Here is a 14,684-nt window from a genome sequence, read left to right on the forward strand (position 1 = left end):
TATGTGGAAAATCTGGCCTCGTAGCCGTAAGTCTGAACAACGCAGCATGACCATTGATGAGTTAATGGCGTGGGCAGGGATTTCAAATACCGGATCAGGCGAATATGTGTCTGCGGGTACTGCGGAATCTCTGCCTGCGGTGATGAACGCCGTGTCAGTTATCAGTGAGGCCGTGGCAACAATGCCCTGCTACCTTTACCGCGTCCGTAATGATAACGGGCGAGAGGCGCGGGAATGGCTGAGCAATCACCCGGTAGATTTTCTCCTGAACGAGCAGCCGAACGACTGCCAGACGCCTTACCAGTTTAAACGCACAATGATGCGTCACTGTCTGCTGAACGGTAACGCCTATGCGGTGATCCAGTGGGGCCGAGACGGGCAACCGCAATCTCTGCACCCGTATGCGCCTGGGAGCGTTGTTCCTGAGCGTATCGGCCAGCATAAATATAAATACACCGTTACTGAGCCGTTTACCGGGGCTGTGCGCACCTACCTGCAGGAAGAGATTCTGCACCTGCGTTACTCCACCGATGATGGTTTTCTGGGGCGTTCGCCGATCACCATCTGCCGTGAGGCGCTGGGGTTAGGTCTGGCCCAACAGCGCCACGGTGCCAGCATTATGAAAGATGGAATGATGGCTTCGGGGGTAGTGGTAACTAAAGAATGGCTCGACAGCGTGAAGGGCAAACAGGCAATGGATGCGCTGGAACGTTACAAAGGTGCCAGAAATGCCGGGAAAACGCCGATCCTTGAAGGTGGCATGGACTATAAGCAGCTAGGCATGAGCAATCAGGATGCTGAGTGGCTGGCTTCTCGCCGCTTCTCCATTGAAGATATTGCCCGCATGTTCAACGTATCGCCGATATTTCTCCAGGAATACAGCAACAGCACCTACAGCAACTTTAGTGAGGCGAGCCGCGCATTTCTCACCATGACGATGCGTCCGTGGCTGGCGAACTTCGAGCAACAAATTAAATCCGCGCTGCTGGTGGCCTCTCCCGTTCCGGGAACCCGCTATCAGGTGGAGTTTGACTCCGCTGATCTTCTCCGCGCCACACCTACCGAACGTTACGCCACTTATGAGCGCGGTATCAAGAACGGGATTATGAACCCGAATGAAGCCCGTGAGCGCGAGGGTATGCCGCCGCGTGAGGGTGGTGACGAGTTCAGTCAGGCATGGAAGCAGGAAGTGAAGATCAGCAAAGACAGCAAGGACGGTGACTTATGAGAGCCGGAGGACTGAGAAGCCGCGTCACTATCCGGGTATTCACTACCGACCGTGATTCAACTGGTCAGGTTATTCAGGTGTGGGAAGACGGGGAAACCATCTGGGCTGAGGTTAAGGGGATCAGTGGTCGTGAACTGGTGGCGGCTGGTGCTGAGGTTGCCGAAGTAACGATCCGCGTCTGGGTGCGATTCCGCCGCGATATTACTGCCGCCAACCGCCTGAAAGTGCTGACTGGTCCGTTTGCCGGGGCAACGCTCAACATCATCGGGCCACCGATACCGGACTCAGGCATGACGCATCTTGAAATTCTCTGCAAACAGGGGACCGAGAAATGACAACTGAAATCACCCTGGATGAAGCAAAGCTGCATTGTCGTATTGATGGCAATGATGAAGACATGCTGATTCAGGCGTACATCGATGCGGCGCTGGAGGTCTGCCAGAAGCATATCGGTAAGCGATTTGATAACGGTCTGGAGTTTACCCCCGCTATCAAGATCGGCTGTCTGATGTACGTTTCTCAGCTTTATGAGTACCGCACGATGATTGGCGACACTGAAGCGAAAGAGGTTCCGCTGGCTATATCTGCATTGTGGTCTGTCTATCGTGATGTGGGGGTGTACTGATGCCGTGGCAACCAATGCGCCGGTGCACCGAGCCGGGATGCAATAAGCGGGTGAGGTCCGGCAAGTGTGATGAACACAGGCGGGAAGCATGGCGGGAACAGGATGCCAGACGCGGACACCGCCGCGCCCGTGGTTACTCAGTCTCATGGGAGAAGTACCGCGCTCACTATCTGAAACGTCACCCCCTGTGTGTTGAGTGCCAGAAGCTGGGCCTCTACGTTCCTGCGAAGATTGTCGATCACATCATCCCTATCAATGGTGGTGATGATGTTCTGTTCTGGCCTGAGTGGAATCACCAGCCGTTATGCCAGACGCATCATAACCAGAAGACCACGCAACAGGACCCCATCACCAAAGCGAACCGCAAAGTAGGGCTCTACATCGAGCAGGAAGAACGGGCAGCACAGCGTAATAACTGGATGTATGAGGCCAGCGATGAATGAGAAAGACGTGGTGAATCTGTATCAGTCGCTGGCCCGATGCCGTGATGGCTTTATGCAGACCAGCACCAGACGCAATGAGCGCCAGCCAGTGAAGCGCATGAGCGAACGTGAGCGGGAGGTGATGGAATGCTTCCGCAACCGCTGACAGGCCGCAAGGACGGGGTGGGGGAGGTTTTCAGGACAAAACCCCAGCCGCAAGGCACCACCCGCCCCCTCAAATTTTTACGCACGGTGATTTTTTTGAAAATAAAACGCGATGGAAACGAGAAATTTTTATGGCAAGACCACCAAAACCGCCAGCTTACCTTGATGAGTTAGCCGCGCAGCAGTGGAAAGCGAAAGCGAAGCAACTGGCCGAGCGTGGCGATCTGACACCCGCCGACTGGAACAACCTTGAGCTTTTTTGCGTCAACTATTCGATGTACCGCAAAGCAGTGGAAGACCTTGCCAGCCGTGGGTTCAGTATTGTTAACAGCCAGGGGGGCGAGAGCCGAAATCCTGCACTGAGTGCAAAGGCTGATGCTGAAAAAATCATGATTAAAATGTCGTCGCTGCTGGGCTTTGATCCGGTAAGCCGCCGCCGTAACCCGGTAGAAACGGAAGAGGAGGACGAGCTTGACCGTCTGGAATGAGTACGCAAATGCGATAAAAACGGGCGAAATTCCGGCCTGTAAGCGCGTAAAACAGGCCGTGGAAAGGTACTTTTCAGACCTGAATGACCCCCGATATGAGTTCGATACGGCGACCGTAGAGCGGTTTATTGCGTTCTCGCGGCTCTGTCCTCACGTCAAAGGCCCGCTTCGGGGCCAGCCAATCGATCTGGAACCGTGGCAGCAGTTCGCCTTTGCTAACCTGCTGGGCTTTAAAGTTAGAGAGACAGGCCGCCGTAAGTACAGCAGCGCCTTTATTGAGGTGCCGCGCAAGAATGCCAAATCAACCGTGGCCGCCATGCTGGCTAACTGGTTTCTGGTAATGGAGAAGGGCCAGCAGGATATCTACACGGCGGCGGTGAGCCGGGATCAGGCCCGAATCGTGTTCGACGATGCCCGCCAGATGTGCCTGCTGTCAAAACCGCTGAAAAAGCGCGTAAATATTCAGGCGCATAAAGTCATTTTCCCGAAGAGCAACAGCCTGCTAAAGCCGCTGGCGGCGAAAGCGGCCACCATTGAAGGGACTAACCCCAGCCTGGCGATTGTCGATGAGTACCACCTTCACCCGGATAACGGCGTTTATTCCGCCCTTGAGCTGGGTATGGGCGCACGTCCTGAGGCTATTTTGTTCGCCATAACGACCGCCGGGAGTAACGTTGTCTCAGCCTGTAAACAGCATTACGACTACTGCTGTCAGATTCTGGCCGGGGAAGAGAGCAACGATTCGCTGTTTATCCTGATCTACGAACTGGACGACGAAAGCGAGGTTGAGCAGCCTGAAATGTGGATCAAGGCCAACCCTAACCTGCATGTGTCCGTTGACGCGGCGAAGCTGGAATCCACCATCCAAAAAGCGCGGGGTATACCGTCACAATGGGTGGAGATGCTGACCAAGCGTTTCAATATCTGGTGTCAGGGTTCCACTCCGTGGATGGGTGCCGGGGCATGGGATGCCTGTGCACTCGATTATGCCGAAGAAGATCTGTCCGGGATGGAGTGTTACGCCGGATTTGACCTGTCCTCAACCAGCGATATTACCAGTGTGAGTTACGCTTTCCCGTTTGAACGCGAGATTAGGCTTCTTACCCGGCACTATCTGCCCGAAGCACAACTACTTAACGTTGCTAACAAAAACCGCGCCATCTATCGGCAGTGGGTAAAAGCGGGCTGGATACGCACCACCCCCGGCGACTGTATCGACTATGATCGCATCCGTGACGATATCCTGCGCGACGCTGAAATATTCAATATCCGGCTGGTGGGCTTTGATACGTGGAACGCGACACACTTGCGAACCCAGTTACAGGGGGCTGGCCTCGATGTGGAGCCGTTCCCGCAAACCTATCTGAAATTCAGTCCGGTAGCGAAATCTTTTGAGGTTTTTGTTAACCGCAAGGTGGTGCGCCATTGTGGCGATCCGGTTCTGGCCTGGGCGATTGGTAACGTGGTGATGGAGTCCGATGCCAACGCCAATATCAAACCTAACAAAAAGAAATCCTCCAACAAGATAGACCCGGCGGTTTCTGCACTCATGGCGTTCGGCACATTCCAGGCAGAACACGAAGATTTTGCTTTCGATATGAGCGACAGTCACAAAGAGCGACTGGCTTTATTTAATGGGATTTGAGCATAAAGCGTAAAGGCAGAATTATCTTGAGGTTATCAGGAATATAAAATTGCTCTAGATCACTACATTGCTGTCGTGGAATAGGAAGAGTCTGTTTTGTTGTTTATAAATGTATTGCAGGGCTTTTCCTGTTCAAACTTCTGGTGAAATATGACTGATAAATGGGCTGATTACCTTATTTCTAAAGTCCGATATAACGATAAACACACTCACATTACCCATGTGTATGTGCATGTCGATAATGGCGATACTGTTGGAGAAGGGACATCAGAAACACGGCAGTGGGTAGTGAATAAAATCGATAGCGGCTATACCTTTTACACCATTTTCAAAGGTGATGACGGTAAGTGGAAGAAAGGTCAAAAAGTGGTTAAGGACCGTGTCAACGGTACTGATTACATTACTACTAGACCTAATGGTACATCCAAGGATAACTTAGAAAACCTTCCTGAGTACTAAACACTTTGGTTACTAAAGGCATAAAGCATCAGAATTGTTCTGGTGCTTTTTTGTTTGTTCAGCCAAAGCTGTATAAACATCTGTATAAACAATAATAAAAAAGGCGCATCCCCATGCCGAGTAGCGCCTTTTTATTCAATAACATAGCTGAAATGTATCAGTTCATGCCGTATTTTTTCAGTTTTTTACGCAGCGTACCACGGTTGATGCCCATCATCAGGGCAGCACGGGTCTGGTTACCGCGGGTGTATTGCATCACCATGTCCAACAGGGGCTGTTCTACTTCAGCCAGTACCAGCTCATAGAGATCGTTAACATCCTGACCATTCAATTGAGCAAAATAGTTCTTCAGTGCCTGTTTAACCGAGTCACGCAGGGGTTTTTGAGTTACCTGATCCTGAGAGTTAACGGTAGAAACGGTCAGTACGTCAGAATTTACGCGTTGTTCGAACATAGTTCTGTCAGCTCTTTATTTCTGTTTACGCAAAATTTTCGAAGTATGCCTCCAACGCCGCCAGCTGTTCGCTGGAATCTTCAATGGCGTTGAATGTGCGCCGAAACTGGTCATCCGGAGCGTGTTCCTGGAGATACCAGGATACGTGTTTACGCGCAATTCGGTACCCTTTTGCCTGACCATAAAAGTCGTGCAATTCCCGAACATGCGCACAAAGCAAGCGCTTCACCTCTGCCAGAGGCAGCGGGGGCAGCAGCTCCCCAGTGTCCAGATAATGCTGGATTTCCCGAAAGATCCAGGGTCTTCCCTGAGCTGCACGTCCTATCATCAGGGCATCCGCCCCCGTATAGTCGAGTACAGCTCTGGCTTTATGCGGGTCAGTAATGTCGCCATTCGCGATAATCGGAATGGAAACTTTCTGCTTAACTGCCCGAATACTGTCGTACTCAGCATCTCCATTGAACAAACAGGCGCGGGTGCGTCCATGAATGGTCAGAGCCTGAATGCCACAGTCTTCAGCCAGTTGGGCAATCTCTACGCAGTTACGGTGTTCCGGAGCCCAGCCGGTGCGAATCTTGAGTGTGACAGGAACGTCCACTGCATTGACGACCTCGGTTAGTATCGATTTCACTAAATCCGGGTACTGCAAGAGGGCTGAACCTGCGAGCTTGCGATTCACTTTTTTAGCCGGACACCCCATATTGATATCAATAATCTGGGCGCCGCTTTCCACGTTAATACGTGCGGCATCAGCCATCTCAACAGGGTCGCTACCGGCAATTTGCACCGTGCGAATTCCTGGCTCATCAACGTGCACCATACGTAAACGAGATTTGTCGCTTTCCCAAACCTGCGGGTTAGAAGACATCATCTCGGATACCGTCAATCCTGCTCCCATCTCATAGCACAGCGTCCTGAATGGTCTGTCAGTGATGCCAGCCATAGGTGCTGCGATCAGGCGATTTCTGAGCTGGTATTGTCCGATGCGCATGAGTTAAGAAATGACCATACTGTGACTGCAAGGCGGCGTATATTACGCATTTTTTGCATGAGATGAAAGGCCAAACTTTGACCAATCCACTGAGGTGGATCAATGAATTGCCGTAAATCTGAGCGGGTGAAAATAATTAATCATATAAATCATTGCATTATAAAAATGTGTCGATTTTATATACGCATATAATTTTGCGTAACTTCTCATTTTTTCTTCGAGCTCAGGCGATCTGACAAGATAATCTGCTGAATTAATCAGCAGATTATTGTGACATAGTGTGACTATGCTCGCATTTCAGAACATGATCGTAGCGTTTTCTGAGGATCGCTCAACAATGTTGCGTTGATATTCTGCTCAGCTTTTGCGGGGGAGGTACAAAAAAAGGAAAACGTGGCCTACAGAGAGGCCACGAGAAAGGACTATTTTTTCTTGCCGGTAATACGGCACCACTCTTCTTTCTCGATAACCGGATCGAGCGTAAAGAGATCGGCATAGGCTTCGCAAACGCTTTCCGCCTGGCTGGCCAGAATCCCGGAAAGCCCCAGCAAACCGCCTTCAACGGGCAGGACGCTGATTAATGGCGCCAGTTCACGTAATGGGCCTGCCAGGATGTTAGCGACCACGACGTCGGCCTTCATCGCTTCTGGCTGGTCTTTCGGCAGGTACAGTTCCAGGCGGTCAGATACGCCATTACGCTGGGCGTTATCGCGGCTTGCCTGAATGGCCTGCGGATCGATATCGACACCAATCGCTTTTGCTGCGCCGAGTTTCAGCGCTGCAATTGCCAGGATGCCGGAGCCGCAGCCAAAGTCGATAACCGTTTTACCGTTAAGGTCGAGACCATCGAGCCATTGCAGGCACAGAGAGGTCGTTGGGTGAGTGCCTGTGCCAAACGCCAGACCAGGGTCCAGCATCACGTTGACGGCGTTCTCATCCGGGACATCACGCCAGCTCGGGCAAATCCACAGACGTTCACCAAAGCGCATCGGGTGGAAGTTGTCCATCCATTCGCGTTCCCAGTCTTTATCTTCAAGCTGTTCGATTTTATGCACGAAGCCTTCGCCCAGCAGCGGATGCTGTTCCAGAATCGCAACCACTTCTTTCATGTCGGTTTCGGCATCGAACAGACCAATGACATCGGTATCGCCCCACAGGCGAGTTTCGCCCGGCAGAGGCTCGAACACCGGCGTATCATGCGTATCCTGGAAAGTGATGGAAACAGCGCCTGCTTCCATCAGTGCATCGCTTAACTCTTCTGCGTTCGCACCCGTTGTGTTCAGTTTCAGTTGGATCCATGGCATGGCAAAACTCTTTATTTATCAGTAGTCAATATGGCAGCTTGCGGGACGGTAGAACCGAAACGGTTTCCGACCAGGAAAGCCAGCAAACTTATCAGCAACGAGGGCACGATTGGATGGAAGCCCAGGTACTGAACGTTAAAGGTAGCAAGTACGGCATACAACACGCCGCCGACAATCATGGCGCTCAATGCGCCTGCGGCGTTCGCCCGCTCCCAGTACAGGCCCAGCACCAGCGGCCACAGGAAGACCGCTTCCAGCCCGCCAAACGCCAGCAGGTTGAGCCAGATAATCATCTCTGGCGGTTTCCAGGCGGCCAGCAGCAGTAACGCGCCGAGCAGCAAGGTGATCACAGCGGACATGCGCTTCAGACGCGTTTCATTTTTTAGTTGTTCCGGGCGCATGTTCAGATAAAGATCTTTAATGATCGTAGCGGAACTTTGCAGCAATTGGGCATTGATCGTTGACATGATCGCGGCCATCGGCGCGGCCAGGAAGATCCCGGCGGCAAACGGCGGTAACACTTTTACCATCAGAGTCGGGATCACCAGATCCGGTACCGTCAGGTCAGGGATCACCGCACGTCCCAACGCGCCCGCCAGATGCATGCCAAACATCAGGATTGCCACCACGATAGTGCCGATGATAATCCCACGGTGTACCGCTTTACTGTCTTTATAGGAGATGCAGCGTACCGCCGTATGCGGCAGCCCAATCACGCCAAAGCACACCAGCACCCAGAACGATGTCATAAATGTGGGTGACAAAATGTCATCTGCGCCTTGTGGTGATACCAGTTTAGGATCGATGGTTTGCAGGGTTTCAACCGCATGGCTAAGGCCACCGGCAGCATGGACGACGCCTACCAGCAGGACTATCGTGCCAATCAGCATCACCATGCCCTGCATCGTGTCGTTCAGTACGCTGGCGCGGAATCCGCCAAACGCCGTGTAGAGCGCAATACTGACGCCAAAGATCAGCAGGCCAGTTTCGTAAGGAATACCCGCAGCCGTTTCCAGCAAACGTGCGCCGCCGATGAACTGTACCGTCATCGCCCCAACGAAGGCGACCAGCAGGCTAAGGCTCGCCAGCCAGACCAGTAACCGGCTTTGATAGCGGGCAAACAGCATATCGTTGAGGGTTACGGCATTATAGCGTCGCGCCAGAATAGCGAATTTCTTACCGAGAATACCCAGCGAAAGCCAGACGGCGGGTAGCTGGATCATCGCCAGCAGCACCCAGCCCAGCCCGTATTTGTATGCCGCACCGGGACCACCAATAAAGGAGCTTGCGCTAATGTAGGTTGCGGTTAGCGTCATGGCCAATACGACCCCGCCCATCGAGCGGCTGCCGAGGAAATATTCATTCAGGAAAGTGCCGGTCGTGCGCTTTCTCATGGCGTAAACCGAGAGACCGAACACCACCAGAAGATAGGCAACCAGCGGCAAAATCACTTCAAGCTGCATCGTCATCCTCCAGCGGAATGTCGCGATAGATAAACTTCACCATCGCCCAGCACAGTACTATGAAAACCAGCGGCGTAAGCAGGCAGGCCATTTCGAACCAGTGCGGTAAGCCGGTAAAACCCAGCGTTGAATCTGGTAAGTAAGCGGCCACCAACCATGTGGCAAGATATAAAAGGGTCAGCCACAGCGCCCAGCGCGCCTCTTTATGGGCCTGAACAAAACGAGCGTCCATTTTTTGTCCCTTGTGGATAAAGAAAGCGGGGATTGTACCCTATGGCACGTATGGGAGGGGAGAAAAACAAAAGGCCGGAATTTCCGGCCTTTTCGGTTAACGCGTGCTTACTTTTCCTGAAGTCCGAGCTTTTTCTCCAGATAGTGGATGTTGGTTCCACCGTGCTGGAAGTGCTCGTCATTCATGATGCGGATCTGCAGATCAACGTTGGTTTTGATGCCGTCGATGATCAGTTCCTGCAATGCGTTTTTCATACGGGCGATTGCCACATCACGGTTTTCACCGTAGCAAATCAGCTTACCGATCATTGAGTCATAGTACGGAGGTACAGTGTAGCCTGCGTAAATATGAGACTCCCAACGCACACCAAAGCCGCCCGGCGCGTGGAAACGCGTGATTTTGCCCGGGCTTGGCAGGAAGGTGTTCGGGTCTTCGGCGTTGATACGGCATTCTACCGCATGGCCTTTAACCACAACTTCGTCCTGCTTGATGGACAGCGGCTGTCCAGCAGCGATACGCAGCTGTTCTTTGATCAGGTCAACGCCAGTGATCATCTCAGTGACCGGGTGTTCAACCTGAATACGGGTGTTCATCTCAATGAAGTAGAACTCGCCGTTTTCGAACAGGAACTCGAAAGTACCCGCCCCGCGATAGCCGATATCAACACACGCTTTGGCGCAACGCTCGCCGATATAGCGACGCAGTTCCGGGGTGATACCCGGCGCAGGTGCTTCTTCGACGACTTTCTGGTGACGACGCTGCATGGAGCAGTCACGTTCAGCCAGATAAATCGCGTTACCCTGACCGTCTGCCAGCACCTGAATTTCGATGTGGCGTGGGTTTTCCAGGTATTTCTCCATGTAGACCATGTCGTTGCTGAAAGCGGCTTTCGCTTCCGCTTTGGTCATGGAGATGGATTGCGCCAGTTCAGCATCGCTGCGCACGACGCGCATACCGCGACCGCCGCCGCCGCCGGAGGCTTTGATGATTACCGGATAGCCGATGCGTTTGGCATGCGCGCGGTTAGCGTCCATGTCGTCGCCCAGCGGGCCGTCAGAGCCTGGAACGGTCGGTACGCCAGCTTTCTTCATCGCAGTAATCGCGGACACTTTGTCACCCATCAGACGGATAGTGTCGGCTTTCGGGCCGATGAAGATAAAACCAGAGCGTTCTACCTGTTCAGCAAAGTTGGCGTTCTCAGAGAGGAAGCCATAACCCGGGTGGATTGCCACTGCGCCGGTGATTTCAGCGGCGCTAATGATAGCCGGGATGTTCAGATAGCTTTTAACGGACGGAGCCGGGCCAATACAGACCGTCTCATCCGCCAGCAATACGTGTTTTAAATCGCGATCCGCGCTTGAGTGCACCGCGACAGTCTTGATGCCCAGTTCTTTACAGGCACGAAGAATACGCAGGGCAATCTCACCACGGTTAGCGATGACAATTTTATCCAACATGTTCGCCTCGTTATTCGATGACGACCAGCGGCTCGTCAAATTCTACCGGTTGACCGCTTTCTACCAGAATCGCTTTCACTACACCGGATTTGTCGGCTTCGATCTGGTTCATCATTTTCATGGCTTCAACGATGCACAGGGTATCGCCCGCATTCACTTTCTGGCCGATTTCGATGAACGCTTTCGCATCCGGGCTCGGGGTGCGGTAGAACGTACCAACCATTGGGGAGCGTACGATGTGACCACTGATTTCCGCTGCTGCCGGCGCTTCCATACTTGGAGTAGCAGTCTGTGCAACAGCGTTAGACAGAGCTGGCTGCTGCATCACTGGTGCAGCATAAGCCTGTTGCATCATTGGAAAACTTGCAGCTGGCGCTGCACGGCTGATGCGTACAGACTCTTCGCCTTCAGAAATTTCCAGTTCGGAGATGCCTGATTCTTCAACCAGCTCGATCAGTTTTTTAATCTTACGAATATCCATGAGTGGGTTCCGTACTCTTTGTTTAGTGAGATTGTGACAAGCGTTTTACCGCCGTCTGTATAGCATTTTTATAACAGTGAGTGACAAGATGCCACGCATCTCAGGCGTTGCACTGGGTGCGGTTGCCATTAAATGAGATTGCCAGACTTGTTAGTCATTGTGCGGCTATCTTCTGCCATTTTCGGGTAAAAGACAAAATATACCTTCAACATGCGAATGTCACCCTTTCAGCGCTGTAAAAACGCTACCGGGGATAGCAAGGTCGCACATTATAACGATTTCGTAGCAATTGGCAGCTAAATACTGGTCTTATCAGGGAAGATAATCAACCGCTGGCATGTAAAGAACATGGGTTCATCCGTGTTTTGCAACGTACTGCACATATCGTGAAACTACCGCCACCACTGGCGAAACTTCTTGTAGCGGCAGGCTAACAGCAGCGCTGCAAGTGCGGCATAAATAATCGGTTGCGGGGAGATAATTTTTACCGACCACAGATAATGTATGGGTGCCAGGATCGCCACAAGATAGACGAAGTTGTGCAGATACTGCCAGTTTTTACCCAGCTTTCGCTGCGCCGACTGCGTGGATGTTAATGTGAGGGCGAATAATATGACCCAGCTGACAATGCCCTGCATCAAATAAGGTCGCGTGATTAATTCCCGTCCTAACAGCGCCAGATTATTAATACCCAACTCGAGGAGTGCGTAGCTGGTTAAATGCAGCGTCGCCCAGGCGAAACACCATAGCCCTAACAGGCGGCGGGTGCGTATCAATAATGGTTGTTTAGCGTAGCGCGCCAACGGCGCGACCAGCAAGGTAGCCAGTAAGAATTTCAGCGCTGTCCGACCGGTAAAGTGCTGAATGTCTTTGACCGGATTGGCGCTCAGTCCCCCATGATTTACCGCCCAAAATAGCCAGAGAAACGGTAAAAGTCCGGCAAGATGCAGGCAAACTTTCAGCCAGGTGATCTGTTTTGCAGTCAGGCGCACTTAAAAATTCTCCCGCAGATCGAGACCCCGGTACAGGGAAGCAACTTCCTTTGCATAACCGTTAAACAGCAACGTGGGCTGGCGCTGTACATCCAGTATGCCGCCCGCGCCGATGAAGCGTTCAGTCGCTTGTGACCAGCGGGGATGATCGACATGAGGATTCACATTGGCATAAAAACCGTATTCATCGGACGCAGCCATATTCCAGGTGGTTGGCGGGCGTTCACGCGTCAGTTTAATACTGACGATCGACTTAATACCTTTAAACCCGTATTTCCATGGCACCGTTAAGCGGATAGGGGCACCATTTTGTGGCGGAAGTGCCTTGCCATACACGCCCACGGTAAGCAGCGTGAGCGGATGCATGGCCTCATCCAGACGCAGCCCTTCAACATAAGGATATTTTAACCCGCCGCCAATAAAGCGATCTTTCTGCCCCGGCATCTCTTCGGGGGCGTAGCGTGTTTCGAACGCGACATATTTTGCATTGCTGGTGGGTTCAACCAGCGCTAACAGCTTATGTAAAGGAAAACCAATCCACGGCACCACCATCGACCAGGCTTCCACGCAGCGCATTCGATATATACGTTCTTCCAGTGGGAAGCGGGTGGTTAAGTCATCATGATCGAGCGTCAACGGTTTAGCGACTTCGCCGCTGATTTTCAGCGTCCAGGGATCGGTTTTCAGACTGCCGGCATTGGCTGCCGGATCGGCTTTGTCGAGGCCGAACTCGTAGAAGTTGTTATAGCCAGAAACCTTATCTTCTGGTGTTAAAGGAAGCGTATTTTGCCAGGCTGCCGGCTTGGTGAATTCAAGGGGTTTACCGGCAGGCGCGGGCGGACGGTCATTGCCTTTAAACCAGCTCAGAAGATCGGCCTCGGCAGAAAAGGGCAAAGACAACGCGGCGGCGCTGATACCCAGCGCTTTCAACACCTGGCGGCGCTGCATAAAAAAAGCCGACTCGGCTGTTACATCGGCTTCAGTGAATGGACGTATTTTCTTCATAACGGACTCCCGACATACGCGCAAAGGCTCATACTGGCGCGTAGTTACTATGGCAGGGAGTCCGTCAATGTGCAGATAAATTTAGTTAATTAAATGTAAATTTGTATCTGCGAATTGTTTTATTTCACCTTCACCAGCGTGCGACCCTGCACCTGGTTATTGATGATGGCATCGGCGAACTTCGGTGCATCGGCAAGCGTGATTTCTGTCGCTGCCTGGGTATAGAACGACTCTGGCAGGTCGTTAACCAGACGTTGCCAGGCTTGTGCACGACGAGCTGGAGGCGTCATCACGGAGTCGACGCCCTGTAAGCGCACGTTGCGCAGAATAAACGGCATTACCGTAGTGGGTAGCGCAAAACCGCCAGCCAGGCCACAGGCGGCAACACAACCGCCATAGTTCATCTGCGCCAGTACTTTTGCCAGCACTTTGTCGCCAACGGTATCAATGGCACCCGCCCACAGTTGCTTTTCCAGCGGACGAGATTCAGCAAACTCATCACGACCCAGAATGCGGTTGGCTCCCAGGCTTTTCAGGTAGTCGTGGGTGCTTTCGCGGCCCGATACTGCCGCAACCTGGTAACCCAGTTTGTGCAGCAGCGCAACGGCAGTACTGCCTACACCGCCGCTGGCACCGGTGACGACGATTTCGCCGTCTTCCGGGCGAATACCGGCATCTTCAAGCGCCATGACGCACAGCATCGCGGTAAAACCAGCGGTGCCAATGACCATGGCTTTGCGACCGTCCAGTCCTTTTGGCAGCGCAACCAGCCAATCGCCTTTCACTCGTGCGCGTTCGGCCAGTCCACCCCAATGATTCTCACCCACGCCCCATCCGGTCAGTAAGACTTCCTGACCTGCATGAAAACGAGGATCTTCACTTGTGCGTACGGTACCGGCGAAATCGATACCAGGAATCATCGGAAAATTGCGGATAATTTTACCCTTGCCGGTGATGGCGAGGGCATCTTTATAGTTCAGGCTCGACCAGTGAACATCCACCGTCACATCGCCTTCAGGTAGCTGATTTTCGTCGAGGGGTTGAACGGATGCGAGGGTTTTTCCGTCCTGCTGTTCTAAGATCAAAGCCTGCATAACCTGTCCTCAATTCATATAGTGGATTGGAAAATTATCTGTGAAGACTATACTCGCTAATTAAAACATGATGCCGATTCTGCGCAATAAATTGCCAGATATACCTGATTTGGTAGTATGCCCACATTGTTTGTGTAAATTGACGGATTTCGCGTTCAGATTTGCATTTTCGTGTCGCT

18 protein-coding genes are annotated in these 14,684 nt (G+C 52.4%); 8 read left to right on the forward strand and 10 right to left on the reverse strand.

Translation table 11 applies throughout. The features are described from left to right. The first annotated feature begins 1 nt into the window (after nt 1). From HV261_RS04760 to HV261_RS04795, 8 genes are all read left to right on the forward strand, one after another. Nucleotides 2–1,228: a phage portal protein gene (locus HV261_RS04760; protein WP_202037602.1), complete on the forward strand. Its 1,227-nt coding sequence runs from the start codon at nt 2–4 to the stop codon at nt 1,226–1,228. Further along, the gene (locus HV261_RS04765; RefSeq protein WP_202037603.1) at nt 1,225–1,563 is read left to right on the forward strand and encodes a phage head closure protein; all 339 of its coding nucleotides are present in this window, start codon (nt 1,225–1,227) and stop codon (nt 1,561–1,563) included. The genes HV261_RS04760 and HV261_RS04765 overlap by 4 nt, the downstream gene beginning before the upstream one ends. Continuing rightward, nucleotides 1,560–1,853: a head-tail connector protein gene (locus HV261_RS04770; protein WP_202037604.1), complete on the forward strand. Its 294-nt coding sequence runs from the start codon at nt 1,560–1,562 to the stop codon at nt 1,851–1,853. Before HV261_RS04765 ends, HV261_RS04770 begins: the two co-directional genes overlap by 4 nt. Further along, on the forward strand, nt 1,853–2,296 hold the full coding sequence (locus tag HV261_RS04775; RefSeq protein ID WP_202037605.1) for an HNH endonuclease signature motif containing protein: 444 nt from the start codon (nt 1,853–1,855) through the stop codon (nt 2,294–2,296). Before HV261_RS04770 ends, HV261_RS04775 begins: the two co-directional genes overlap by 1 nt. Next, nucleotides 2,289–2,441, forward strand: coding sequence for a hypothetical protein (locus HV261_RS04780; protein WP_196348783.1), 153 nt, complete (start codon nt 2,289–2,291; stop codon nt 2,439–2,441). The genes HV261_RS04775 and HV261_RS04780 overlap by 8 nt, the downstream gene beginning before the upstream one ends. 130 nt (nt 2,442–2,571) lie before the next feature. Next, nucleotides 2,572–2,928: a phage terminase small subunit P27 family gene (locus HV261_RS04785; RefSeq protein ID WP_000113647.1), complete on the forward strand. Its 357-nt coding sequence runs from the start codon at nt 2,572–2,574 to the stop codon at nt 2,926–2,928. Beyond that, on the forward strand, nt 2,912–4,573 hold the full coding sequence (locus tag HV261_RS04790; protein ID WP_202037606.1) for a terminase large subunit: 1,662 nt from the start codon (nt 2,912–2,914) through the stop codon (nt 4,571–4,573). Before HV261_RS04785 ends, HV261_RS04790 begins: the two co-directional genes overlap by 17 nt. Nucleotides 4,574–4,723: 150 nt before the next feature. Continuing rightward, nucleotides 4,724–5,032, forward strand: a complete 309-nt coding sequence (locus HV261_RS04795; RefSeq protein ID WP_001547818.1) for a DUF3892 domain-containing protein — start codon at nt 4,724–4,726, stop codon at nt 5,030–5,032. A 157-nt stretch (nt 5,033–5,189) separates the two neighbouring features. Here HV261_RS04795 and fis read toward each other — a convergent pair whose 3' ends face one another. From fis to acuI, 10 genes are all read right to left on the reverse strand, one after another. Continuing rightward, nucleotides 5,190–5,486 (reverse strand): DNA-binding transcriptional regulator Fis, encoded by a 297-nt coding sequence (gene fis / locus HV261_RS04800; RefSeq protein WP_000462905.1) that lies wholly within the window; start codon nt 5,484–5,486, stop codon nt 5,190–5,192. A 25-nt stretch (nt 5,487–5,511) separates the two neighbouring features. Next, nucleotides 5,512–6,477 carry a tRNA dihydrouridine synthase DusB gene (gene dusB / locus HV261_RS04805; protein WP_003025224.1) on the reverse strand — a complete coding sequence of 322 codons (966 nt, stop codon included), beginning with the start codon at nt 6,475–6,477 and terminating at the stop codon, nt 5,512–5,514. A gap of 422 nt (nt 6,478–6,899) precedes the next feature. Continuing rightward, nucleotides 6,900–7,781 (reverse strand): 50S ribosomal protein L11 methyltransferase, encoded by an 882-nt coding sequence (gene prmA, locus HV261_RS04810; protein ID WP_202037607.1) that lies wholly within the window; start codon nt 7,779–7,781, stop codon nt 6,900–6,902. 11 nt (nt 7,782–7,792) lie between these two features. After that, nucleotides 7,793–9,244, reverse strand: a complete 1,452-nt coding sequence (panF, locus tag HV261_RS04815) for a sodium/pantothenate symporter (protein WP_137382466.1) — start codon at nt 9,242–9,244, stop codon at nt 7,793–7,795. Beyond that, nucleotides 9,234–9,476 carry a YhdT family protein gene (locus HV261_RS04820; RefSeq protein WP_016154721.1) on the reverse strand — a complete coding sequence of 81 codons (243 nt, stop codon included), beginning with the start codon at nt 9,474–9,476 and terminating at the stop codon, nt 9,234–9,236. Before HV261_RS04820 ends, panF begins: the two co-directional genes overlap by 11 nt. 107 nt (nt 9,477–9,583) lie before the next feature. Continuing rightward, nucleotides 9,584–10,933, reverse strand: coding sequence for an acetyl-CoA carboxylase biotin carboxylase subunit (gene accC, locus HV261_RS04825; protein WP_137382465.1), 1,350 nt, complete (start codon nt 10,931–10,933; stop codon nt 9,584–9,586). Nucleotides 10,934–10,943: 10 nt separating this feature from the next. Then, the gene (gene accB / locus HV261_RS04830; RefSeq protein WP_005121378.1) at nt 10,944–11,414 is read right to left on the reverse strand and encodes an acetyl-CoA carboxylase biotin carboxyl carrier protein; all 471 of its coding nucleotides are present in this window, start codon (nt 11,412–11,414) and stop codon (nt 10,944–10,946) included. Nucleotides 11,415–11,806: 392 nt separating this feature from the next. After that, nucleotides 11,807–12,406, reverse strand: coding sequence for a protein-methionine-sulfoxide reductase heme-binding subunit MsrQ (gene msrQ, locus HV261_RS04835; protein WP_202037608.1), 600 nt, complete (start codon nt 12,404–12,406; stop codon nt 11,807–11,809). Next, the gene (gene msrP / locus HV261_RS04840) at nt 12,407–13,411 is read right to left on the reverse strand and encodes a protein-methionine-sulfoxide reductase catalytic subunit MsrP (protein WP_202037609.1); all 1,005 of its coding nucleotides are present in this window, start codon (nt 13,409–13,411) and stop codon (nt 12,407–12,409) included. It lies immediately after the preceding gene. 119 nt (nt 13,412–13,530) lie between these two features. Beyond that, entirely contained in the window at nt 13,531–14,505 is a 975-nt protein-coding gene (acuI, locus tag HV261_RS04845) for an acrylyl-CoA reductase (NADPH) (protein WP_202037610.1), read from the reverse strand. Between the last annotated feature and the right edge of the window lie 179 nt (nt 14,506–14,684).

This window comes from Citrobacter sp. RHBSTW-00671, assembly GCF_014103415.1.
Taxonomy (GTDB): domain Bacteria; phylum Pseudomonadota; class Gammaproteobacteria; order Enterobacterales; family Enterobacteriaceae; genus Citrobacter.